Origin of the sequence: Methanoculleus sp. UBA430, assembly GCF_002506585.1 — an archaeon.
In the GTDB taxonomy this organism is placed as follows: domain Archaea; phylum Halobacteriota; class Methanomicrobia; order Methanomicrobiales; family Methanoculleaceae; genus Methanoculleus.
In genome coordinates this window covers 64,094-86,856 of record NZ_DAXW01000001.1, presented here as the reverse complement: position 1 = coordinate 86,856, position 22,763 = coordinate 64,094, and the positions used below count along the sequence as shown (strand labels likewise).

The 22,763-nt window shown below is 64.0% G+C and carries 24 protein-coding genes and 2 tRNA genes; 13 read left to right on the top strand and 13 right to left on the bottom strand.

The window, feature by feature from the left end; all coding sequences use genetic code 11:
* The 3 genes from BRA49_RS00475 to BRA49_RS00465 form a co-directional block, all read left to right on the top strand.
* Positions 1-1,006, top strand: a 1,006-nt coding sequence (locus BRA49_RS00475; RefSeq protein WP_292382497.1) for an energy-coupling factor ABC transporter ATP-binding protein, incomplete at its 5' end; no start/stop codon positions are given.
* Between the two features lie 113 nt (positions 1,007-1,119).
* Entirely contained in the window at positions 1,120-2,619 is a 1,500-nt protein-coding gene (pyk, locus tag BRA49_RS00470; RefSeq protein WP_292382495.1) for a pyruvate kinase, read from the top strand.
* A gap of 98 nt (positions 2,620-2,717) precedes the next feature.
* Positions 2,718-3,716, top strand: a complete 999-nt coding sequence (locus tag BRA49_RS00465) for a cation diffusion facilitator family transporter (protein ID WP_292382494.1) — start codon at positions 2,718-2,720, stop codon at positions 3,714-3,716.
* A 21-nt stretch (positions 3,717-3,737) separates the two neighbouring features.
* Here BRA49_RS00465 and BRA49_RS00460 read toward each other — a convergent pair whose 3' ends face one another.
* On the bottom strand, positions 3,738-4,289 hold the full coding sequence (locus BRA49_RS00460; protein ID WP_292382491.1) for a diacylglycerol/polyprenol kinase family protein: 552 nt from the start codon (positions 4,287-4,289) through the stop codon (positions 3,738-3,740).
* A gap of 88 nt (positions 4,290-4,377) precedes the next feature.
* The gene (locus tag BRA49_RS00455) at positions 4,378-4,644 is read right to left on the bottom strand and encodes a hypothetical protein (RefSeq protein ID WP_292382490.1); all 267 of its coding nucleotides are present in this window, start codon (positions 4,642-4,644) and stop codon (positions 4,378-4,380) included.
* 107 nt (positions 4,645-4,751) lie between these two features.
* On the opposite strand from BRA49_RS00455, the gene BRA49_RS00450 reads away from it, so the two are divergent.
* The 5 genes from BRA49_RS00450 to BRA49_RS00430 all read left to right on the top strand — a co-directional run bounded on the left by BRA49_RS00450 (position 4,752) and on the right by BRA49_RS00430 (position 10,046).
* Positions 4,752-5,462: a small multi-drug export protein gene (locus BRA49_RS00450; protein WP_292382488.1), complete on the top strand. Its 711-nt coding sequence runs from the start codon at positions 4,752-4,754 to the stop codon at positions 5,460-5,462.
* A gap of 272 nt (positions 5,463-5,734) precedes the next feature.
* Entirely contained in the window at positions 5,735-6,574 is an 840-nt protein-coding gene (locus BRA49_RS00445) for a cache domain-containing protein (RefSeq protein WP_292382487.1), read from the top strand.
* Between the two features lie 109 nt (positions 6,575-6,683).
* A complete protein-coding gene (locus BRA49_RS00440) occupies positions 6,684-7,532 on the top strand; it encodes an aldo/keto reductase (RefSeq protein WP_292382484.1) in 849 nt (282 codons plus the stop codon).
* A gap of 103 nt (positions 7,533-7,635) precedes the next feature.
* A complete protein-coding gene (locus BRA49_RS00435) occupies positions 7,636-8,826 on the top strand; it encodes an MFS transporter (protein WP_292382483.1) in 1,191 nt (396 codons plus the stop codon).
* Between the two features lie 71 nt (positions 8,827-8,897).
* Positions 8,898-10,046: a CPBP family intramembrane glutamic endopeptidase gene (locus BRA49_RS00430; protein WP_292382481.1), complete on the top strand. Its 1,149-nt coding sequence runs from the start codon at positions 8,898-8,900 to the stop codon at positions 10,044-10,046.
* Between the two features lie 30 nt (positions 10,047-10,076).
* Here the strand turns inward: BRA49_RS00430 and BRA49_RS00425 are convergent, their stop codons facing one another.
* From BRA49_RS00425 to BRA49_RS00400, 6 genes are all read right to left on the bottom strand, one after another.
* Positions 10,077-10,349, bottom strand: coding sequence for a type II toxin-antitoxin system RelE family toxin (locus tag BRA49_RS00425; protein WP_292382480.1), 273 nt, complete (start codon positions 10,347-10,349; stop codon positions 10,077-10,079).
* Positions 10,334-10,582, bottom strand: coding sequence for a DUF7557 family protein (locus BRA49_RS00420; RefSeq protein ID WP_292382478.1), 249 nt, complete (start codon positions 10,580-10,582; stop codon positions 10,334-10,336). Before BRA49_RS00420 ends, BRA49_RS00425 begins: the two co-directional genes overlap by 16 nt.
* A gap of 108 nt (positions 10,583-10,690) precedes the next feature.
* Positions 10,691-11,380: a CDGSH iron-sulfur domain-containing protein gene (locus tag BRA49_RS00415; RefSeq protein WP_292382477.1), complete on the bottom strand. Its 690-nt coding sequence runs from the start codon at positions 11,378-11,380 to the stop codon at positions 10,691-10,693.
* Positions 11,381-11,580: 200 nt separating this feature from the next.
* A tRNA-Ser gene (locus BRA49_RS00410) sits at positions 11,581-11,667 on the bottom strand.
* Between the two features lie 81 nt (positions 11,668-11,748).
* Positions 11,749-12,681: an RNA-guided pseudouridylation complex pseudouridine synthase subunit Cbf5 gene (locus BRA49_RS00405; RefSeq protein WP_292382476.1), complete on the bottom strand. Its 933-nt coding sequence runs from the start codon at positions 12,679-12,681 to the stop codon at positions 11,749-11,751.
* A gap of 8 nt (positions 12,682-12,689) precedes the next feature.
* Entirely contained in the window at positions 12,690-13,364 is a 675-nt protein-coding gene (locus tag BRA49_RS00400; RefSeq protein ID WP_292382758.1) for a uroporphyrinogen-III synthase, read from the bottom strand.
* A gap of 115 nt (positions 13,365-13,479) precedes the next feature.
* On the opposite strand from BRA49_RS00400, the gene BRA49_RS00395 reads away from it, so the two are divergent.
* The 4 genes from BRA49_RS00395 to BRA49_RS00380 are packed head-to-tail and all read left to right on the top strand — an operon-like array spanning position 13,480 to position 16,954.
* On the top strand, positions 13,480-14,691 hold the full coding sequence (locus tag BRA49_RS00395) for a tripartite tricarboxylate transporter permease (RefSeq protein ID WP_292382474.1): 1,212 nt from the start codon (positions 13,480-13,482) through the stop codon (positions 14,689-14,691).
* Between the two features lie 38 nt (positions 14,692-14,729).
* Positions 14,730-15,590, top strand: a complete 861-nt coding sequence (locus BRA49_RS00390; RefSeq protein ID WP_292382473.1) for an RNA-processing protein — start codon at positions 14,730-14,732, stop codon at positions 15,588-15,590.
* Positions 15,587-16,198 (top strand): fibrillarin-like rRNA/tRNA 2'-O-methyltransferase, encoded by a 612-nt coding sequence (locus tag BRA49_RS00385; RefSeq protein ID WP_292382471.1) that lies wholly within the window; start codon positions 15,587-15,589, stop codon positions 16,196-16,198. Before BRA49_RS00390 ends, BRA49_RS00385 begins: the two co-directional genes overlap by 4 nt.
* Before the next feature lie 21 nt (positions 16,199-16,219).
* Positions 16,220-16,954, top strand: a complete 735-nt coding sequence (locus BRA49_RS00380) for a DUF1614 domain-containing protein (RefSeq protein ID WP_292382469.1) — start codon at positions 16,220-16,222, stop codon at positions 16,952-16,954.
* 37 nt (positions 16,955-16,991) lie between these two features.
* On the opposite strand, the gene hepT is transcribed toward BRA49_RS00380, so the two are convergent.
* The 5 genes from hepT to BRA49_RS00355 form a co-directional block, all read right to left on the bottom strand.
* The gene (gene hepT / locus BRA49_RS00375) at positions 16,992-17,426 is read right to left on the bottom strand and encodes a type VII toxin-antitoxin system HepT family RNase toxin (protein ID WP_292382468.1); all 435 of its coding nucleotides are present in this window, start codon (positions 17,424-17,426) and stop codon (positions 16,992-16,994) included.
* Positions 17,423-17,809 (bottom strand): nucleotidyltransferase domain-containing protein, encoded by a 387-nt coding sequence (locus tag BRA49_RS00370; protein WP_292382466.1) that lies wholly within the window; start codon positions 17,807-17,809, stop codon positions 17,423-17,425. Before BRA49_RS00370 ends, hepT begins: the two co-directional genes overlap by 4 nt.
* Before the next feature lie 81 nt (positions 17,810-17,890).
* Positions 17,891-18,721, bottom strand: coding sequence for a TIM barrel protein (locus BRA49_RS00365; RefSeq protein ID WP_292382465.1), 831 nt, complete (start codon positions 18,719-18,721; stop codon positions 17,891-17,893).
* 41 nt (positions 18,722-18,762) lie between these two features.
* Positions 18,763-18,835, bottom strand: a tRNA-Gln gene (locus BRA49_RS00360).
* Positions 18,836-18,887: 52 nt separating this feature from the next.
* Positions 18,888-19,613 (bottom strand): thymidylate synthase, encoded by a 726-nt coding sequence (locus BRA49_RS00355; RefSeq protein WP_292382463.1) that lies wholly within the window; start codon positions 19,611-19,613, stop codon positions 18,888-18,890.
* Positions 19,614-20,082: 469 nt separating this feature from the next.
* On the opposite strand from BRA49_RS00355, the gene BRA49_RS00350 reads away from it, so the two are divergent.
* Positions 20,083-22,419 carry an MEMAR_RS02690 family S-layer glycoprotein gene (locus tag BRA49_RS00350; RefSeq protein ID WP_349680890.1) on the top strand — a complete coding sequence of 779 codons (2,337 nt, stop codon included), beginning with the start codon at positions 20,083-20,085 and terminating at the stop codon, positions 22,417-22,419.
* The last annotated feature ends 344 nt before the right edge of the window (positions 22,420-22,763 follow it).

Here is a 22,763-nt window from a genome sequence, read left to right as displayed (position 1 = left end):
CCGGCCGCTCGCCTACGACAACCGGAGCCTCCGGGACCTCCGCCGCCGGGTCGGGTTCGTCTTCCAGAACCCCGACGTCCAGATCATCGCCCCGACCGTTGAAGCGGACGTGGCGTTCGGTCCGGTGAACCTCGGTCTTTCTCCCGACGCCGTCCGGCGAGCGGTCCGGGACGCGCTCGGGTACGTCGGGCTCCACGGCTACGAGAAACGGCCGCCCCACCACCTCTCCGGCGGCGAGAAGAAACGAGTCGCCATCGCCGGCATCCTCGCAATGGAGCCGGCGGTCCTGGTCTTCGATGAACCGACCAATACCCTCGACCCGGCAAGTTCCGAGGAGGTGATGGAACTCCTCGACGAGCTCGCCTCCGGGGGCCGGACGGTGCTGATATCCACGCACGACGTCGAACTCGCCTACCGCTGGGCCGACTCGGTCATCCTGATGGAACGGGGGCGTGTCCTCGCCCGCGGGCCGCCGGAAGAGGTCTTCTCTGATCACAGTCTCCTCGCTGCCGCCAGGCTGAAACCACCTGCTCTTCTCGACCTCTACAACGAGCTCGGTCTCCGGGGCGTCATCGACCGTGGCGTTCCTCCAAAGAACGTGCTCGAGTTCACCGACCGGATCGAGCGAGAACTGCGCGGCCACACCCCGACCCGTGACGAAGTCGGGACGATCTACCTCTGCAACGCCGACCGGATCGGCGGCGACGAGTTGCGAGCGCTCGTGGAGCAGGGCGCGGTCGAGCACATCGGGGCGATGGGCACCCGGGCCAAGGAGTTCGCCAACCGGGAGCGGATCCTCCTGGACTACACCTACGGTGTCATCGACAAGTGCATCTTAAAAGCCCTGATCGGGGAGAACTCACTCATCATCACCACCGGGGGCATGGTCGAGCACGTCCACCGTCGCATCGGTGAATACAGTGCCGAGAGCGGGCGGGCACTCGAGGCGACCCCGGTGCGGGACCTGGTGGAACCAAGACCCGACCGGGAGGGCGTCCTGGAGTGATCCCTCTCGCACCACCGGGAACAGGTGCGTAACTCCTCTCTATTCTCTCTTTTTCCGGGACCCCTACCCCGCTTTGCGAAGGTTAATCCGGTGCCGGCACCTGACGATACTTCATGATGCTCGAAGAGGTGCTGCAACGAATATCCGAGCAGGCAAAACGGAAGCGAATGACCCTGCCCGAGCAGAAGACCAAGATCGTCTGTACCATCGGGCCCGCATCTCGGTCCCGGGAGGTCCTTGCCCGGATGGTCCGGGCCGGCATGAACGTCGCCCGGCTCAACCTCTCTCATGGAACGTTCGACGAGCATCGGGAGAACATCAGGAACATCCGGACCGTGGTCGAGGATACCGGTCTTCCCGTCACGATCCTGCTCGATCTCCCGGGACCGAAGATCAGGATCGGCGATCTCGCCCACGAGCCCCTGGAACTCCACAAGGGCGAGACCGTCACCCTCACGACCGCTCCGGCGCCGGGTGATTCCTCCCGGATCCCCGTCGACTTCGAGCAGTTTCCGCAGCTGGTCGCGGAGGGGAGCACCATCTTCCTCAACGACGGGTTCCTCCAGCTCCGGGTCGACGAGGTCGAAGAGAGCGATGTCAGGGCGACAGTGGTTATCGGTGGCCTGCTCCTCTCGCGCAAGGGGATGAGCCTCGTCGGGGGTGGGGGAATCGTTGCCCTCAGCGCCGTGACCGACCGGGACCTCGAGTGCATCGAGTTCGGGCTCGCCGAGGGGCTCGACACCTTCAGCATATCCTTCATTGAGCGGGCGGAGGATATCCTGAAGGCCCGGGAGTATGCGGCCCGGTCCGGAAAGTCCATCCGGGTGATCTCGAAGATCGAGCGGCAGGAGGCGCTCGCAAATCTCGACGGGATCCTCCGGGAGACTGACGGGGTCATGATCGCCCGGGGCGACCTCGGGGTCCAGACCCCCATCGAGGAGGTCCCCACGGTGCAGAAGCGCATCATTCAGAAGGCAAACATCCTCGGCCGGCCGGTGATCACCGCCACCCAGATGCTGATGTCGATGACCGACAATATCCGGCCTACCCGGGCGGAGGTGACCGACGTCGCAAACGCTATCCTCGATGGGACAGACGCGATCATGCTCTCCGAGGAGACATCCATCGGGAAATATCCGGTCGAGACGGTCGCGATGATGGCGAAGATCGCCCGGTCGACCGAGGAGAAACGCACAAGTGTCGGGGCGGGGTGCAGCCCGCTCGCCTACTTCCGGCAGGGGAAGGGCCGGGAGAAGATCACCGTCAACGACGTCGTCTCTTTAAACGTCATCGAGGCGATAGATGCGCTCGGCATCCGGTTCGTGCTGACGCCTACCCGTTCCGGGAGCACCCCGCGGAACATCTCCCGATTCAAGCCGGGGGCCTGGATCCTCGCCTTCACCCGGAACCCGAGCACTTTCAAGTTCCTGGCATTCTCCTACGGGGTCTGCCCGTACCTGATCCGGAGCGAGAAGGAGTACTGGCATGGGGCAATCCTCGACTCGATACGCGATTCCGGCATCATCAAGCCCGGAGAGCGCGTGGTCCTCACCGAAGGTGTCTCCCCCGGACGCGAAGGGACCGATTCGCTCATCATCCTCACGGTGGACTGAGAGGGGTCTGCCGGCACACCCTTCTTCGTTCGGCCGCCTCCGGCACCCCTTCGGGGGACGCAAACCCTATCCCGGCGGAGGGCGAACACTCATCAACCATGGACGTGATCGTTTCGGGCGAGCGGGATGATCGGGGTCAGGATAGCGCGCTGAAGGAGCAGACCGCGCGCCTCTCGGTCGTCTCGAACATGCTTCTCGTCGTGGCAAAACTGGTCGTCGGCATCGCGATAGGCTCGGTTGGCATCATATCCGAGGCGATACACTCCGGGATCGACCTGGTGGCCGCGGTCGTCGCCTACTTCTCGGTCAGGCAGTCGGCCCGGCCTCCTGACGAGTGCCATACCTTCGGGCACGGGAAGTACGAGAGCATATCCGGGCTCCTTGAGGCGGTCCTGATCCTGGTGGCCGCCGTCCTGATCGTCAACGAGGCGTTGAGAAACCTCCTCGGCGGAGAGGAGACGCTGAACGTCGAGGGGCTCGGGCTCGGGATCGCCGTCATGCTGTTCTCGGCCGGGGTGAACTTCTACGTCTCCTCCCGACTGATGGCGGTGGCGAAGAAGACGGAGTCGATCGCGCTTGAGAGCGACGCCTGGCATCTCCGCACAGACGTCTACACCTCCGCCGGGGTCGTGCTCGGGCTTGTCCTGATCCGGCTGACGGGCCTTGTCGTCCTCGACGCCCTCATCGCGCTCGTGGTTGCCGGGATCATCCTCCGGGCGGCATTCGACCTCATCCGGCGTTCGTTCGAGGACCTTGTCGACCGGAGCCTCCCCCCGGAGGAGGAGGCCCGGATCCGGGAGATTATCAATGAGCACTGCACGGACGTCATCAATTTTCACCGGCTCCGGACCCGTCGGTCGGGGCCGAACCGGTTCGTGGACCTCCACCTGGTCGTCCCGAAGACCGCGACCCTTGAGGAGGCTTACGGTATCGTGAAGCACGTGGAGACCGACGTCAAAGGGGAATTCCCCCGCACGAGCGTCACGATCAGGGTCCAGCCCTGCACCGGCGAGGACTGTTCCGCCTGCGGGGTCTTTTCCACCTGCCCGGAGTGCGACCGGTTCGCGTTTCACCACGAAGCGCCGCCCGGGAGATAGAACGGAGGTCTCCGGGCTCTTTCAGAGCAACGCCGCAAGAGTGAGGCAGGCCACGACCGGGATGACGAGGTTGTCGTCCACGGGGCTTATCAGTTCGGCGAGGGCCGTGACCGCGGCCGTCGCGAGGGCGACGGCCGACGGGACGAGGAAGCAGAGGGCGGCCCCCGTCACCGCGACCCCGGCGAGCGTGCCTTCGAGGGACTTGTGGTTGTAGATCCGGGTCCTGCCGAACCGGACGCCGACGAGGGTGGTGACGCTGTCGAGGAGCGAGAGCACTACGAGCCCGATGAAAGCGATCTCTTTTTCAAAGAAGACGAGACAGAAGAGGGCACCGAGCGCGAAGAAGAGCGCTCCCTTTCCCGGGGCGGCGTCCCGCCGTTCAAGGCCGGCAATGACCCACGAGACGATCGGGATGGTGTAGCCCCGGGAGACAGCGTCGGAGAGGAGGAACCCCGCGAAGAGAGCGAGCACCAGGACGGAGAGGGTGAGGCCCCGGTCGAAGAGGAGGACAAACCCCGATATCCCGAGGCCGAAGACGAGGTGGACGACCTGCCGGAGCGACTCGTTCATCATACCGGATGTTGGCGTGGGACCGGTTAAACTCTCTGTAGGCGGAGGAGGTGGGACCGGATCGGCCCCGGTCGGGTGGGGAACGCCGTTCTCACCGCGAGCGGCAGTCCCGGATGAACGCCCGAGCCTCGTCGTCGGTGATCGCGTAGGTCGCCTGGGCATCGAGCGCGACCACCCGAAGGATGACCGCGACCTCGTCGAGGCGGCGCTTGTGATCGCCGCGGACGTGCTTTCTCACCTCGTGCAGGGTTTCGAGCGCGGTCCCGACGTTTGCGATCGTGCAGAGGGCGCTCTCCCGGGTGCCGCTCTCGACGGCGGGGAGGGTGCGGGGCGGCCGTATGGCAGGGGGAGAGGTCATATTCTGTATCCTCGCGGTGCATACCCTTGAACCTGCTGGTACCCACTTTCGATAACGTATTATTCCGTCGTCTCAAATCAGAACAGAGGAACTTCTATTCAATCACCATGGACCATATAACTGAAACCCCCGGGCCGGATCGGTGGAAGGCAATACTTCAGAGCCCCTACCTCGCCGGCTCCGTGAAGTTCATCCTCCCGCTCGCCATCATCCCGGTCGTCTTTCTGGTGCTCTACCTGACCGAGCCTTACGAGCAGTTCCTCATCATATCAGGACTGCTCGTCGCCTATTTCGTCCCCCCGGCCGGGAAGGAGACGATCATCCCGCTCGCGGTCGTCCTGGGCTACCCCTGGTGGCTCATCACGCTCATGATCTTCCTCCTCGACGTGGCCGTCTCACTCTTCGTCGTCTGGAACCTGGATCTGGCACTGAAACTCCCTCTCATCGGTCGGCTGATCGAGAGCGGGATGACGGCGGGCCGGAACTACACCGAGGCCCAGCCCTGGCTCCGGCGGTTCTCGACGGTCGGGCTCATCCTCTTCGTCTTCTTCCCGCTCCAGGGGACCGGGGCGATGAACGGGGCGATCCTGGGGAGACTGCTCGGGCTGGAGAAACGCCGGGTCTTTGGCTGCGTCTGTATCGGGTCAATCTTCTCCTGCCTTGCCTTCTCCCTCGGGGCCGATGTGCTTCTGGATGTCTACCGGCAGAACCCGGCGCTCGGGATTGGCATCCTGGTCGCGATCATCGTTGGGGTCGTGGCCGGGGTCGTGGGATGGCGGGTGTACAAGAAGCGGCTCCGGGAGCGGACGCCCGGGTGATCCGGACCCGGTCGATCCCGCAGTGGGTGGATTTCACGGGTGTTCCGACGGCAGGGGTCGGGAAGAGGAGGCGGACGCCGGCTGGATGCCGTAAACGACGGCGATGAGCCTCCCGTCGCCGTGACGGGAAAATCCAATGGCCGTTTCCCCTTGATACGCCCCTCTCCGATTTCGGTGGAAAAATTCCTTCGGATAACGCTGATTTTTCGACGAAGACGATTTCGCAGGCCTTAAATCTCTTGACCTCAATTTTCTTCCAAACGAGGGAGCAGATGAGTTCTCAATCATACCCATGGATCATCGCGGTCGTAGCGGTCCTCGTCGCTGTCGTCGCCGGTTTTACGGCATTGAATCAGCCGATAGTGCTGCCTGCTTCCGGAACCAATGAAGACGCGAGAGAACTCCTTGTTCGCCTGCAGTCGGATATCGCTGTGGCGCTTGAGGCTGTTGACGGCCGCTTGAGCCACGCGGCGTCTGACCTCAGGGGTACTGGCCTCAACGACACCGCCGCCCGCGGGATCCTTCTGAACCTGAGTGATGTTGACCCTGCTATCGTCGACTGCACGGTCACCGATGCGGGAGGCACGCTCCTCGCCGCCGAACCGGCGGCGTACCATGGCGTCGAGGGCGCGGATCTCCGGGACCAGCCCAACGTCCGGCACGTTCTGGCATCGAAGCGACCGATCATGAGCGAGGTGATCACGGTCGCGGAAGGTATCCCGGCGGCGGTCATGTCCACGCCGATCTTTACCGGCGAGGATCGGTTTGCCGGGTTTGTCTCTGTTGTCTTCCGGCCGGAAGTCCTGATCGGCAACGCCGTCGGCCCGGCGGCGAACGGCACTCCCTTCCAGGTGATGGTCGTCCAGACGGACGGGCGGGTGCTCTACGACACCGACACTACCCAGGTCGGGCGGATGACGTTCGATGACCCACACTACGCGGACTACCCGGACCTGCTCGACGTGGCCCGCCGGACTGCCGCCGAACGCTACGGCACCGCGACCTACGGGTTTGAGATCGACGGAGAGGCGGTGCGGAAGGAGATTACCTGGACGACGACCGGCCTCCACGGGACCGAGTGGCGGGTGGCGGTGATCCGGGCGGTGGAGTGAAGGACCCCGCTCCTCTTTCATTTTTGGCATGCGCGCCCGGGGGGACCTCCACGGATGACCCGTTCCCCGGCTGAACATTTTTATAACCGGGAGCGGATAGGAGTGGTCCATGGCGGGACTGGAGACGCGCAGGTTCGGAAAGACCGGGCGGGAGGTCACCCTCGTTGGGCTCGGCGGCGAGGGGGTCCTCAGGACATACGGGCGACATGCGGAGGCAGCGGCCGTCATCATGGAGGCCCTCAACCAGGGGATCACCTACTTCGACTCGGCAAAGGCCTACGCGGGGAGCGAGGACTACTACGGCGAGGTCTGGCGGAGCCGCCCTGACCTCCGGGAACGGATCTTCCAGGCCAGCAAATCGGCGAGCCGGCTTCACGCGGATGCCGAGATGGACCTCCAGGCGACCCTCCAGCGGATGGGCATCGAGACCCTCGACCTCTGGCAGATCCACGACGTCCGGACGTTTGCCGAGATCCGGGAGATCGAGGGGGTGAGCGGCGCCCTCGCAGCGTTTATCGAAGCGAAGGAGATGGGCATCGTCCGGTATATCGCGGTGACGGGCCATCACGACCCCGACGTCCTCTCGCACGCGGTGGAGAACTGGCCGGTCGACGCCGTGATGATGCCCGCAAACCCGGTGGAAGGCGCACCCGGAGGATTCCTCGATACGACGCTTGCGGCCGCGAAGGAGCAGGGTGTCGCCGTCATCGGGATGAAGGTGCTCGGCGGGTCGAACTACACCGCCCCCGGCACGGGGGTGACGCCGGAGACCCTCGTCCGCTACGCCCTTGCCCAGGATATCTCCGTCGCGATCGTCGGTTGTTCTACGCCCACGGAGGTGCAGGCGCTTGCCGCTGCCGGGAGGAGCGGCCCCCTGCCCGACGACGAGACGACGGCCCTCGTCGAGGCGTTCCGCCCCTACGCCCGCGAGCTCGCCTACTACCGGGGAGTATGGTGAGGAGGGCCACGATCCTGCTACCGATATATGCCCGCGGCGCCAACCTACGGGATAGAGGAGCGGCACCGCGGAGACGACGGTGGTCGCGTGGAGAGATACTGTCATGAGAACCCGGGAACCGCAACGACTCCGGGATCGCATCGCCGCATCGCCGGACGCGATCCTCGTTCTGGTCGTGCTCGTCATCTTCATGGATATGACGATCTACGGGCTCCTTATCCCGGTCTTCCCTCAGTACGCCCCCCGGCTCGGTGTCGACGAATCGGTCGTCGGGATCGTCTTCGGGGTTTACGCCGCCATGCTCCTCCTCTTCTCCATCCCGATGGGCCTCCTCTCCGACCGGGTGGGGCGCCGCCCCCTCATCATCGCCGGGATGCTCCTTCTTGCCCTTGCGACTGCCCTCTTCGGCTTCTCGACCACGGTCACGCACCTGATCGTCGCCCGGACGGTCCAGGGGGTGTCGGCCGCGGCCACCTGGTCTGCGGGGCTTGCGCTCCTCGCCGATACCTGCGACCCCGCCCGGCTCGGGGAGAGGATGGGTATCACCCTCTCGGCGGTCGGGCTCGGGACCGTCCTCGGGCCGGTCGTCGGGGGGCTGCTCTTCGAGTACCTGGGCTACACCGCGACCTTCCTCATCCCGGCGGTGCTGGTGGCTTCGGTCGGTTTCGCGGTCCTCGCCGTCCCGGTGCGCACCTGCAGGCAGGAACGGTCGGGTATGCTGCCCCGGGGGAGTCTCTTCCCGCTCGCCGCCTGCGGGGCCGCGGTCGTCGCGGTCTCCGGGACCTACGGGGTCGTGGACCCCTACCTTCCGGTCTACCTGCACGCTACCTTCGCGGCCTCCCCGGCGACGATCGGGCTCGTCTTTGCGGTGCTGGCGGTCGCCGCCGCCGCCGCCCAGCCGGCCGCAGGAAGGATCTATGACCGGTACGGGGGGAGCCGCTCCCTCATCGGCGGCGGGCTCCTCCTCTCGGGGGTTGCGATCGTTGCTGCCATGCAGGCGCCGACCCTCGTGCTCGTCATCGCTGCCGTCTTCGTGCTGGGGGTCACGCTCTCCTGCGCCCTGGTGCCGGTGATGCCGATCATGGCCGAGATCTACCGCGACCGGAGTTCGCAGGGCGCCGCTTACGGCATCTACAACACCTTCTACTCGCTGGGGCTCGCGGCCGGACCGTTCGCCGGAGCGTTCTTCACGAGCCGGTGGCCGCTGCCGGCGTTCTTCCTCGCGACGTCGGCGGTCCTCGCGGTTGCAGGGGCGCTTGGCTGGGTGGTCATCGGGAAGCTGCGTTGGCAGTGAAGCGTGCGCTACGTTCATCGTGCCGCCGGGCCAACAGATACTGCACTGTCTGGTGTTGAACCGAGGAGATCATGTCGCTGGAATCCTTTCGCCGCCACACCCCCGAACTGCTGATCGCCGCCTTCGGCCTCATCTTCCTCGCGGCGGTCTCCGGGACCGTCGGCGGCGAGGCGGGATCATTCCTTGTCGCCTCGCTCGACGTGGCGTTCTTCGTCGTCCTCGCGATGCTCGTCTACCTCGCCGATGACCGGCACCCCGCGTACCGGTGGGCCGCCGTCTTCTGGCTCCTCGCTCTCGTCGGGGGGGTTGCGGCCGCTGCAGCCGGCGTCGGTGTCATAGCGATCCTGCCGGCGGAGGTGCTTGAGGGCGCGGAGTTCGATCCGGAGACCGTCGACCTCGCCCTGGCCGGAGAGGTGGCTCTCCTCCTGCTCGGCGTCCTTGCCGCGGCACTTGCAAGTCTCGTCGGGCTCTCCCGCCGGTTCAGGGTCCGGCTCGCCCGGTACCTTCCGTTCGACCCGGACTCGCTCCTCCATACGGTTGCGCTCGTCGTCATCCTCGCCCTGATCCTCATCCCGACCATACCGCTCCTGGCGACAGGGGGTCCGCCCTTCCTCTCGCCGCAGTTCCTCGATCCCCTGCTCGAGTCCGGGGACCTCCTCGCGGATACGGTCACGTTGAACGCCTACACCCTCTTCTGGACGCTCATCGGCTCGTTCTTCATCGCCGGGGCATGCGTCCGGCGGACGCCCCGTCAGGTCCTGAAGCGGCTCGGGCTCGTCCGGCCGACCGGAAGAGAAATTGCTCTTGCTGTTGCTGTAGCCTTCGCGCTCGTGATCGCGTTCCACTTCATCGACCCGGCGCTCGCCGCGCTGGTGGGCTGGCTCGGCCTCCCCGTCACCGATGTTGAGGCTGTCAACCTGCTCTTTGCCGGTTCGCTCACCCTGCCCGGGATCATCGTGGCGTCCATCGCGGCGGGGTTCGGCGAGGAGGTGAGCATCCGCGGTCTGCTCCAGCCCCGGTTCGGCATCCTCCTCCCGGCGCTCCTCTTCGCATCGCTCCACGCGTTCCAGTACAGCTGGGACGGCCTCATCTCGGTCTTCCTTGCGGGGCTCGTCTTTGCCTGCATCCGGAGGTACTCGAACACCACAACGTCGGCGGTCACGCATACCGTCTACGACCTGGTACTCTTTGCCATGCTTATGGTGGGAGTATCGTTCTGACGGGCGAAACCCCTTTTTCCCGGGAGGATGTCAGTGCTTGCGGTACACCTTCGACCGGTGACCGACTTCCACCACGACAATCACAAGCATGTCGTCAAAGATGTTCAAAATAACACGGTATCTCCCTATTCGGAGCGAGTAAAAGGGACTCTGACTTCTCCCTTTCAGTTTCTTCACGTGCCGGGCGGGATCCGGCTCCTGAGCGAGGGCCTCCACCTCATCAAGGATCCGGGTTCCGACACTCGCGGGCATCTTCGCGAGGTCGCGCACCACCGCCGTCGTGAGTCTTACCGTGTACGCCATGCCGCCTGCAACTCGGCGCGTGCTTCCTCCAGGGTATACAGGCGACCGGCCTTAATGTCTTCAAGTGACTCCTCGATTCCCCGGATAGCCTCGTCGCTCAGGGGCTCGTCGTCCTCGGTAGTATCCATAAGGCGCCTGATGACGTCGTCGAAGGTTTCGCGGGGATACCGCTTCATCGCTGCCAGCCGTTCCTTTGTCTCCTGAGATACCCACACTGTTGTCGTCCGGGACATGCTATGATCTATAGCGGCCTATTGAATATCATCGTTACGATCGTCCTCGAGGTTTCGATACGACGTTGCCTCTCCCGGTTGCCTGCGCCGGACGAGGAGTCGAGTCGCTCATTGCCCGACATGGCTCCCGTCGCAGAACGGTTTATTCCACGATCTCCCGCACCGGCAGAGGGTAATCCGGTTCCTGATCGTATAGGTCCCTCCCTCGGCGGACTCGACCGGGATCCCGCCGCGGACCCAGAGCGGCCCATGTTCATCCCTGACAGGATCTTCGACCACGACGATGGACTTATCAAGAAAAGGCTCGATCGTCTCACCGGTCTTCCGGTCGCGGAGAACGAGCCGGCCGGAAGGGCAGTTGCATGCTTCCTCTATTGCCGTGTTCCGTGCCTCCGGGATACTGGACCGTTCCGTGAGGTTCCAGATTCCTCCGGCCCGCATGCAGAACCGTGCGTGCACACAGAGCCCTTCATAATCGATCAGTTCCAACTCCGGTCCGCTGATGATGGTCGGGCTCTGGAGATACGGTTCGTTTCCGGCTGTCTCGGTACCGTCAAAGCGGACCTTCGCATGCGTCCCGTCACAGAAGGGTTTGTTCCTCGACCGTCCGCAGCGGCATAAGGCATACCGTTCCTGCAGCGGGTACTCCCGTACCTTCTTCCACGACCGGCAGTCGCCCCCGTCATCGTAGGAGATCTCCATCACCATGAGCGGGACACCCCCGGTCACAATGTATGGACCATGCTTGCTCACCTGGATCTTCATGATGTCGTTTCCCCTTTTTTTTGTGATCGCCACAGGTATTCTCTCGTTATGGAGGGGTGATGGGCGTTCCCGGAACTATCACGAATGCGGGATAAATAATTTGGGCCTCTTTCCGTCACCGATATGGAAACATTGAACGCGATTAAATTGCTAAATTCCCAGTATGACGATGCCATGGGCAAGCAGACCGAAAACGTCAGGCAAAAAGCTCGCAAAAATCGTTTGAAAAGAAACGCTGAGGGGGAGATTTGAACTCCCGAGGGGCTCAACGCCCCACGGGCTTTCCAGGCCCGCGCCTTACCGGTCTAGACTACCTCAGCAGAGAATGTGCATCATTAGTTGGCGGGACAGTCTATTAATAATATCCTCCCGGCGGGGTTCTCGCCACGGGGCCAATGAGATCATGAGTGTTCCTGCGCCCCGGCGTGCGTCTTCCAGCCCCGGGGGTAGGTGCCGGGCTGCATCAGGACGGTGGTGGGTGCGACGACGAACCCGGGTTCTCCCGGTTTCAACGCTGGCGAACCGACGAGGGCCTTCCCGAGCCCCACCAGTTCGCCGCGTTCCGTCACGATCGCGACCGTCTCGCCTTTCCCGAATCCGCCCACCTTTGCCGTGACCCCCACCGCGGCGAGGACCGCGCCGTGGCAGACGGCATCGACCGCGGTGTCGCGGATGACGACCTTCGGGAGGTCGCCGACGGCGGCGTCCGGGGCAAGGATCATCCCCCGGAGGGGCTCAGGATCGCCGTCCCGGGCCGCCGCGCAGGCATCGACGAGGTCATGAAGCGAGACCGCCGCTGTCTCGTCGAACGTGCCCGAGCGTATCCGCCGGAGTTCCTCCATGTGGGCGCAGACCCCGATCGCGTAGCCCATGTGGATGCAGAGCGTCCGGATGTAGGTCCCGGCGTCGCACCTGACCCGGAAGAGGACGAGCCTGCCGGCCATATCCAGGATCTCGATCTCCTGGATCTTCCGGATCCGGAGGCTCCTTTTCACCGCGCTCTTCCTCGGGGGCCGCTGGTAGATCCGGCCGGTGAACTCAGCCGCCACCCGGTCCACGGCCTCCCGTGGCGCATCGGCGTGGAGCCTCATCAAGCAGACATACTCCTTGTTGTGCGAGAGGAGGACCGGGGCGAGCCGGACGGCGCCGCCGAACATGACGATGAGCACCCCGGAGACCTGTGGGTCGAGCGTCCCGGCGTGGCCCACCCGCCGGCCGAGGATATCGCCGACCCAGGCGGTCACCTGGTGGCTGCTCGGCCCCCGGGGCTTGTCGATGACGACGATCCCCGACGCGGGGAGAGCCCCGCCGCAGGGGTTCTCTGGACCGTTCATATTCGGTGTCATATTTTCAACCGGTTCAGCGCTTGAAGGGTTCCCGCAAGCGACCCGTCTCCGACGACTGCCGGGGGGTGCCCGCCGGCCCGCATGGCATCGGCGGTGATATCGCCGATGGCGACGAGGAGGAGACCGTCCCGGGGCCGCCACCGGGCCTCCCGGTAGGACATGGCGCTCGTGAAAAGGACGGCGTCGGCGGCGTCGAGAGCGAGTTCGGTCCCCGTGGGGGCAAGGGCGTAGACCCGCTCCTCCCGGACCGTCCCGCCTGCGGCGGCGATCGCGTTGAGGAGGCCCGGGTTCGGGACGTCGGCCCGCGGGATCCCGACCGTCCGCCCCCGGAGCCACTCCCCGAGGTAGGGAACGAAGTCCCGGGAGTAGAACGAAGGGAGGATCTCTGCCTCGATCCCGGACTCCCGGAGAGTCTCGGCAGTCTTCGGCCCGATGGCGATCACCCGTGGCCATCGTTTCAGCCTCGGCCCGACGATCGCGGCCGGGAGGGCGCTCGAGAAGAAGAGGCAGTCGAACTCGCCGCGGTGGACGGCCTCGACGAACGCGGCAACCCGCTCCATCCGCACCTCCGCCCGGAGGGGTGAGACCGTGTAGCAGTCGTGGCCGCAGGAGGTGCAGAGAGCGCGGTCTCCCGCCGCCTTGTTTTCGAGCCGGGTGATGGCAATCTTCATTGCCACAACGTTCGTCCCGGTGGAATATGACTGTATCTGTCGGGATGCCTCCTCCTCGCCCCTGCCGGGCACGATTCGGTTGGTTTATCCCCGCCGGCTTCGACCGTAGATCTGCGTGCTCGCAAGTATCGTGCTCGGGGCCGTCGTCGGTATCGGCTGCGGCGTCGTGAGCGGCCTCGTTCCCGGCATCCATGCCAACACCGTGGCCGGCGTCCTTCTTTCGCTCCAGGCGCTCCTCCTCGCCTGGTTCGACCCGGTGGTCATCGCCTCCGCGATGTTCTCCACTCTGGTCACGCATACGTTCCTCGACAACGTCCCGAGCACGTTCCTCGGTATCCCCGATGCCGACACATCCCTCGCGGTCCTTCCCGCGCACGCCCTCTGTCTCGAAGGGCGGGGAGAGGAGGCCGTCCGCATATCGGCTCTCGGGAGCGCCGCCGGCGTCGCCCTCTCTCTCCCGCTCGCGCTTGCGTTTGTCCTGGCTCTTCCGGCACTTCAACCGGCGATCGACTGGGGCATCGGTCTCGTCATCCTCGCCGTCGCCGGCTACCTCATCGTCGTCTCCGAGTCGCCGGGATGGGCGCTCGCCGTCTTCTCGGTCTCGGGTCTCCTCGGCCTCTTCTCCCTCGGCTATTCCTTCCTTGCCTGGCCGGCGGGCGGTGAGTCCGGGGTGCTGATGCCCCTCCTCTCCGGGCTCTTCGGGATCGCGGTCCTCCTCAAGGCGTCGCACGGGGTCATGCCCGAACAGAGTTTTACGGGGATCGACCTCCCGGCCGGTGCGGTCCGGCGGGGTTCCGTCCTCGGCTCCGCCGCGGGCGCTCTCGTCGGCTGGCTTCCGGGCCTCTCGAGCGCCACGGCAAACGCCCTCCTGACGTCGGTCATCGGCTACGACTCCAACCCGCGCGAATACATCCTTGCGACCAGCGCCGCAAACACCGTGAATGCCTTCCTCGGGCTTGCGGCCTTCTACGCCATAGCCCGGACGCGGAGCGGGGTGATGGCGGCGATCGGGGCGCTCGAAGAGGTCCCGCCGGCAACCGCCATCCTTCTTGCCGGCGCTCTCGCCGCGGTCGGCGCCTACCTCCTGACCCTCCTCCTCTCGCGTACGGCCTGGTGGTTTGGCGGTATCAACATCACGAAGATCAACCACGGTGTCATCATCTTCGTCGCCCTCCTCTCCCTCTTCCTCTGCGGCCCGTTCGGAGGGCTCGTCCTCCTGCTCGCAACGGCGGTCGGCTATGTCCCGGCTCTCGTCAACATCCGCCGGGTCTACTGCATGGGGGCGATCATGGTTCCGGTGATGGTCTACTCGTTCGGCATCGCCTGACCGCCCGGGTTATATCGACAGAGTTCCAATACCGTACCATGCTACAGCGCTACTGGTTCGGAGATGTCGATGAGCAGGGGTGTCGGGCCGCCGGCACCGATCCGGCCGCGCTCGCCGGGCGGGCTGCCACGCTCCGCACCGGTATGGAGTCCTACGTCCCCATCGACTGGGAGATTGCCCGGGACTGCGGCGTTGTCCGGACGCGGGCGGAGTACGTTGACCTGCTCCGGTCCGTCTGCACCACCCTTGCCCGGGAGAAGATCGCCCGTTCATACCAGGCGAGAGACGTCGAGCTCCTCCAGATGGTCAGGATGCTCGACGAACTCGACAACGTCATCAATCTCCTCCAGGAACGCGCCGCTGAGTGGTACCAGGTCACGAACCCGTCGTTCTCCCGGAAGTACCGGTCGCTCCCGGCCAGAAAGATGCTCGACCTCATCCGGCGGGGGGCCCGGGGCGGTCTCCTCGATGTCTCCGGCGAGATCGAGCGGCTCACCGGGACGAGGAGCCGCCTGATGCGGGAGGTCTCGGCCCGGGCCGACGAGGTGCTGCCGAACACGAGCGCCCTCATCGGCGGGCTGGTCGCGGCCCGTCTCCTCTCCCGGGCCGGGGGGCTTTCCGCGCTCGCGAGGATGCCGGGGAGCACCATCCAGGTCCTCGGGTCGGAGAGGGCGCTGTTTTCGCACCTCAGGGGCGGAACGCCGCCGCCGAAGCACGGGATCATCTTCCAGCACCGGCGGGTCCATAACGCCCCCCGTGAGGTGCGGGGAAGGGTGGCCCGGGTGCTCGCGGCAAAACTCGCCATCGCCGCCCGGCTCGACTACTACCGGGGAGAGGCGGTGCCGGAGTTCCTCAACGCTGCCCAGGCGCGGATCGACGAGGCGGGGGTCACGGCATGATCCGGCTCGGGAACGTGCTCGTCTCGCCCGGCGAGGGGGGGGTCTACGGGGAACGGACGCTCGACGGCTACCGGGTCTGGGATCCCTACCGGAGCAAGCTCGCGGCGCTCTACACCCTCGGCGGCGGGCTGGACCTCACCCCCGGGATGAGGGTGCTCTACCTCGGTGCAGCGAACGGGACCACGGTCTCGCACGTCGCCGACTACGTTGAGACCGTCTACGCGGTGGAGTTTGCGCCCCGGCCGATGCAGGACCTCCTCGAGGTGGCCCGCCGGAGGAAGAACATCGTCCCGATCATGGCCGATGCGAACCGGCCGGAGGAGTATGCCCCGTTCATGGAGGCGGTCGACCTGGTCTACCAGGACGTAGCGCAGCCAAACCAGGTCGAGATCGCGGAGCAGAACCTCGCCTTCCTCAAACCCGGCGGGCACCTCATCCTGATGCTCAAGACCCGGAGCGTGGACGTCCGGCGTGACCCGGAGGAGGTGTTCGCAGAGGCCCGGGCCGGGCTTGAACAGCACCTCGACGTGGTGGACGTCCGGTGGCTCGAACCTTACCACCACGACCATGCCGCCATCGTCTGCGTCCGCAGGGGTAGTCTATATTAGTGGGAAGGGTAACTTCTTGATATGGACCGGGTCGTCTTCAACCCCTTCTCTCCCCTGTTCCTCCTCCTCCTCTTCGGGATGCTCGTCCTCTTCCTCTTCGCCGTCGTTATCTTCCCGATCCTCTTTCTGACGGTGATCGGGGCGACGTTTGCGAGGCTCGGGTTTTCATGGTGGCAGGTGCTCTTCATCCTCTTCCTGACCCTTTTCGGGAGTTTCATCAACATCCCCGTCAGGACGCTGGAGAGCCGGTCGGCGACGCCGATCTCCGATCGCTACGTCGCTATGTACGGGCGGCTCTACCGCATCCCGCAGCCGGTATCAAGGACGGTCCTCGCGGTCAACGTCGGTGGGGCCCTCATCCCGGTGGCGATATCGCTCTACCTGCTCTACGACTCGGTCCTGCTCAGCGGGGGTTACCTGCTCCTCGGGCTCGCTCTCCTCGGGGTCGGGATCGTGACGGTCACAACAAAACTCGTCGCCCGCCCGGTGCCGGGGCTCGGGATCGCGACACCGTTCTTCATCCCGCCGCTCGCGGCGCTCTTTGCGGCCCTGATCCTCTCGCTCTTTGCGGGGGGTGTTCCGGGCGCGGCGGTGATCATCGCCTATGTGAGCGGGACGCTCGGGACCCTGATCGGGGCGGACCTCTTGAACCTCGATCGTATCGGGGAACTGGGAGCGCCGATGGCGAGCATCGGCGGGGCGGGGACGTTCGATGGAATCTTTTTAACCGGGATCATCGCGGCGCTGCTGGCGTGAGGGGCATCGACCGGTTGTGACACCGGCTCATGGCCCGTCACGCAACCGACTGCAGGAAGCGTTCAACTTCCCGCCTGAAGAGAGAAAAGTCATCGATATGCACCTTCAGGATCGAGAAGGCAAGATCATCATCGATTGCCCCGTAGTGGTACACAACAATGTTCCGGAATCCCTTCATTGCCTTCAGATTCTGCCGGATCGCCGGGGCGAGCACCTCGTGCAACACGAGGTTCTCAAGGATATCTTCATCCGTACCGGGGACACCGAGGTGGAGGTCAGCATTCAGGATTGCGCATATATCATAGACGTTCTCGATGGAATATTCGGTGCGTTTGTATATGCCGTCTTTTACGATGCCGAGCTGCCGGAACGAATCGGCTGAGTCGGGGAGGTGCTCTTCGACCATATCGACACTCTCGGCCATCTCCTGGAGTTTGATACGAATTGCCGTATCGCGGACGCCTCCTGTCACGCCATTGCCTCTTTGCCGATGTAATCATACAACCGGTGCTTAAAATCATCGAACTCCCGGATTGTTTGGTATGCAAGGTCGTAGAGGAACCGCTCGTCGGGGCAGTAGATCACCTTTCCGCGGAGGACTTCCGTCCGGACGTAGAGGGGCAGGTGGGAGAAGATCTGGATGTCGTAGCGGTCGTCGCAGAGTTCGGAGAGTACCGCAAACCGGAATCGGGACGCCTCCTCGCGATCACCGTCGTAATAGATGCAGAGGTCGACATCAGACCCTGCTTTTGCCTGCCCATCGGCAACGGAGCCATAGAGGATGATGAAGCGGACTTTCTCGAACCCCTCAACGGTTCTCATCCGTTCAAGCGCCTGCTGGACAGAAGGATTCACGTGCTCTCACCCCGGGGCATGCCCGTAGTTCTAGATGGGGATCGCTCCCACATTAACGTTTCCCGCGGTGGGGGCGTGGGTTCAGTTCCCGGCATGGTCTTCCCAGAGACCGGCAAAGACCCGCACCTGCCGGGCGTAGACCTCCGGGACATCCTGCTTGTACTCGAGTGTCACCGGGACGGCGGGGTGCCGCCGGAGCCGGGAGAAGACCGCCGCGAGGTCGAGGCCGCCGTCGGGGTGGTCGAGTTCGAGGTGCTCGTCGGTGATCGAGCCGCACCGCAGGTTCGAGAGGTGGTGGAGGGCCACGTTAAGGGTCTTGAACCGCTCCAGTTCCGCTGCAAACGAGAGTTGGCGGTGATTTGCGGTGCAGGCGAGGTGCGGGAAGTCGAGGCAGAACCGGGTCATCTTGCCGCCCGCAAGGGTCGCGAGTTCTCCGGCGGTGTTCCCGAGGAGCGGGTAGCCGGCGTAGACCGAAGGAAGGTTCTCGAGGGTGAGCCGGGGGTCGGCCCAGGTGTCGAGGAAGCGGGAGAATTCTTCCACGGCGGCGGAGCGCCCGCCCGGTTCATATCTTCCTGCGTGGAGGACGATCGTCTCTGCGCCGAGGACGTCGGCGGCTTCGAGGGCCTGGCTCATGGCAAGCTCGATATGCTCCTTGATATCCGCCGCCGGCCGGTCTTCGTAGGCCGCGGGGGCGCAGGGGTTGACGCCGTGGCTGTGGTGGGGTGCGTGGACGACCGAAGGGATGCCGGTCGCGGCGACCCTCTCGAGGCTCTCACTGAAGAAGGGCCTGGGAAGCGGGACGGCCTGGACCTGGATATGCCGGATCCTGCCCACTTTGTAGAGTCCGGCAAGCAGGGCGAGCGTTTGTTCGTCGTCGAGCTGCACGGTGCAGCCGAGATTGTAATCAGCCATATATCGCCCCCCGGTGTATGCTGTTGAGAAAAAGGTTCGAGTAGCCCGGAGCAGATTCGAACTGCTGTCGCAAGGTCCAGAGCCTTGCATGATTGACCTCTACACTACCGGGCTATTGGGCTCTAAAATGTTGTGTGTAGTTCCTAATTAACCTGACGCCCCGGGGTCACACTTTTGAGGCGCGGGAGCACTTTCCGCAGGCCCGGCAGACCTCGGCAACAGGCTGGATCTCGGTTCCGGATCTGCAAAATGCCGGGATATCGTTCATATCCCGCCGGAAGTACACATGGGGGACAAGCGCGATGTGGGTGTAGCGCCCGCAGGGCACGCCAAGTTCGTCCGCGATCGCCTTCTGGAGGTGGACCAGCGCGTACATGTTCGAGCCGGCGGCGGAGAGGATGTCATTGCTCCGGAAGACGACCTTCATCTGGAGTTTCCCGTCCCGGAGGAGGCACTGGACGAGCTGCAGGCAGGGGCAGTCGTCGAGGTTCTCGTCGACGACCGGGTTCCAGGTGACCGCGACCGCCCGCCGGGAGTTCGCGGCGGAGATGAGTTTCCGGACGATGTAGGCGATCTGGTCGACGTGGACGTCTTCGCCCCTGGCGCTGAGCCGTTCGCCCCAGTCGAAGAGCCGCCGGTGATAGTCGTACTCGAACTTGGCGTCGGAGCCGGAGAGGAGGTTCTCGGCGTAGGCATCCAGGAACCGCTTCTGGAACCGGGAGGCGGGGCTCGCCATCGGCTCGCTTCCCGGCGACTCCACGTCGAGCGCGAGCTCCTCGCACTCGATCGTCGCCTCGTCGTTCTCGGTCTCCAGCACCCATCCCTTCTCGAGGACGGTCCTGACCGCCAGTTCGTGTGCCCGTGCGAGCGTGGGGGCCCGAATGATCCGCATGGAGAGTAGTTGGCCGGCCGGGATAGAAAAGTCTCCGCACTAGAGGTGGTCTCCTATATACATGCTCCGGCATGTGGCACCGTCGCCGGGGTGCGTGGGGCAGGCACCCGGGGTGCTTCCCGGGCTGGGGCGGTGCCTGCCGCGGGTGGTGCGGCCGCACGGGTGCGGCGCGGGAGAACAGGCGGGGATGAAAGGTCCGTATGGTCGGGCGCTCCCCGGTTTGGCCGGGGTAACATTTTTATTCTCACACAGTAATGAAACCCGGTGATCCGGGAATGAAGCATGATCCTGGCGTATTCGGGGCGTTTTCCCGTGTTGTGGTGCCTATCAGGGACGTCGGATACCCGGTCGACCACAAAGGATATAATAAGTGTTCCACAAATATTGTGACATATTCCGTGATTCGGAGTATAGAGCGTGGTGAACCCGTATTCGACGTCTGTCGAGTACCTCGCGTTCACACTCCCTCATGTCATCACAATGGAGGTATAGTATGAAGAGTATGACAAAATTGATGGTTGTCGCCATGATCCTCGTGGCTGCGCTGGTCGTTGCACCGGCTGCGGCACGGAGTATTAGCGATGGCGATACAATCTATGTAGGCGAGGACGACCTCGATGTAGATTCTCTGTTTGGCAGTCCAGGACCTGGCACTGCCGGGACTCTGGTCTGGTACAGCAGTGTCTCAAGTGCGACCAGCGCGACTGTTGGCAAGACTATCGCGGTAGCCAACGTCTCGGATTTCGATCTGACCTCATCGGCAGTTGGGTCTTCGACCGGAGCCTGGTATGCTTTCACTGCGCCCCCGTTCACCAACCAGAGTGCAGCCCTCGGGACCGTTCTCGTTGAGGTTCCCTCGGTGAGCCTTGATGTTCTGCAGGGAAGTGGAACCACTTCTGTGAACGGGAAATCTGTAACCCGGGGACAGGACATCCGGTTCCAGATCCAGCACAACGTCGGAACTCTTCCGGCGGGGGCCGCTAATGTAGAGGTCCGGGTTACCACACCTGCCGGCGGTACGGTGACGACGTTTGAGGGTGTGCCCCTCAATGTGGATCTTAGCGGCACCCAGAAGGCGGACACTGCACTAATCTCTCTGAGAAACGCTACGACGGGTACCTACACCGCTCAGGGGGTTTGGAAGTCCGGCAGTGCACTTTACGACAAGGGTTACAGCACCAGCTCCGTGACCTTTGAGGTCACCACTGGGTCGCTTGCCATCACAGCCAGCAAGGACACCGTCATCCGCAACAGCGGGTTCACCGTGACGATCACCGGCGAGTCGAACAGGGGGTATCTCCTGAACGTCACGACCACCGCGGGCTCCGGTTATACCACCCCGATGATCGTACCCGGCCAGATCGGTGTGATGCCCGGCAGTATGAACGCCGCCGCTAACGGCGCGATCATTAATACCACTGCCAGCGGCACCCGGTCTATCGAGTTCAACACCACTGGATCGACTGATGCGAAGACCTACACCATTGAGGTCAAAGAGCTTGCGCCTGGCGACAAGTCCGACGATGTCAGGGTGAAGGTTGAAGCGGGCAGTGTCACCGTCACGTCGTCCGGCACCGGCACCTACTACATCGGTGAGGAAGTTACCCTCTCTGGAACCAACACCGAGGGTGAGACGGTCTATCTCTTCATGACCGGCCCGAACCTCGATAGAGACGGTGTCAATCCAACGAACGTAACAGACACAACACCCTACCCGGTAAGCGTCGAAGCTGACGACACCTGGTCGTACAAGTGGAACACCGCCGCCACCACCCGCAACATTGATGCCGGCAGTTACACGATCTACGCTGTCTCGAAGAACGTAAACAAGGACAAGCTTTCCAGCGCCAAGTACGACACGGTCTCCGTATCGCTCAGATCCGGGTTCATCAGCGCGACCACGAGCGGCGCCACCGTCGCAAGAGGAAACGACCTGACGATCTCCGGAACCGCACAGGGCAACCCGGACAACGTGTTCATCTGGATCTTCGGTAAGAACTACTATGGTGCAACGGACGGTACACTGGCCGTTCTATCCCCGTCTATTGAGTCCGACGGCACCTTCGAAGACGACGTCGAAACCGACGATCTCGCTCCAGGCCAGTACTTCGTCGTCGTCCAGCACCCGATGGGTGTTAAGACTGGTGATGCTGGATCAATCAACTGGAACTCCAATGGAACGATCTCGGGACCCAGCATAACCACTGTGAAACTCACCAGCCTGCAGGCACCCGCCGCGGCGTCCGCGCTGATTGCCGCTCTCGACTCCCCGAACATTCCGGACACCTACGTGAAGCTCACGTTCGTTATCGCTGAGCCCCAGCTCTTCATCGACCCGATCGGCGACAAGGCTGCGGGCAGCAAATTCACGATCTCCGGAACCACGAACCTTGCGGTCGGTGACACGCTGAATGTTGAGGTCACCTCCGCTGCGTTCCAGCCGGGCCAGAAGACCGAGGGTTCCACCTTCTCCGGCGTCGGTGGCTCTGCAATCATCCAGCAGGGTGACGGCATGAACACCTGGTCCTTCGAAGTCGACGGAACCGGCTTCAAGGTCGACCAGTACATCGTCACGGTCGAGTCCATCGATGCCGGTCAGACCGCAACCACGATCTTCAACGTAGTCGAGGGTCAGCCGACCACGCAGCCCACGGGCAACGTGACCACGGCCCCCACCGGCACTGAGACCACCCCGACCACCACCACGACCACCCAGGCTACCCCGACCACCACCCCCGGATTCGGAGCACTCCTTGCTCTCGCCGGTCTTGGTGCGGTTGCCTTCCTGGTCCTTCGTCGGGACTAAACCCTAACCAACCCTAATTTTTTGTTTTGTTCTGCTTTTGTCGAGCAGTTTTTCGGGTACGGGACGGTGCCACGGACCCGGGGATCTCTGGGTTCGCTGGCGGTCGGACTACTGGGGAGGGGCGATGTGGCGGAGCCTGAGGTGTCGCTGAGATTGCCACCCGGGTAGTGCCCTATGAAACAACACCCCGGAATCTGCGATCCCCTCCGTGTGTTCCCGCTTGCCTGCCAGTCCGGGGAGGAGGCCGGGCGGGGTGCCCTGAGGAGTGCCGTGCCGCGTGCGGGGAGGGGGAGACCCCCTCCCCGGTCCCCACCCCCCGCGTGGCGATAGCCACCACGGTCCAC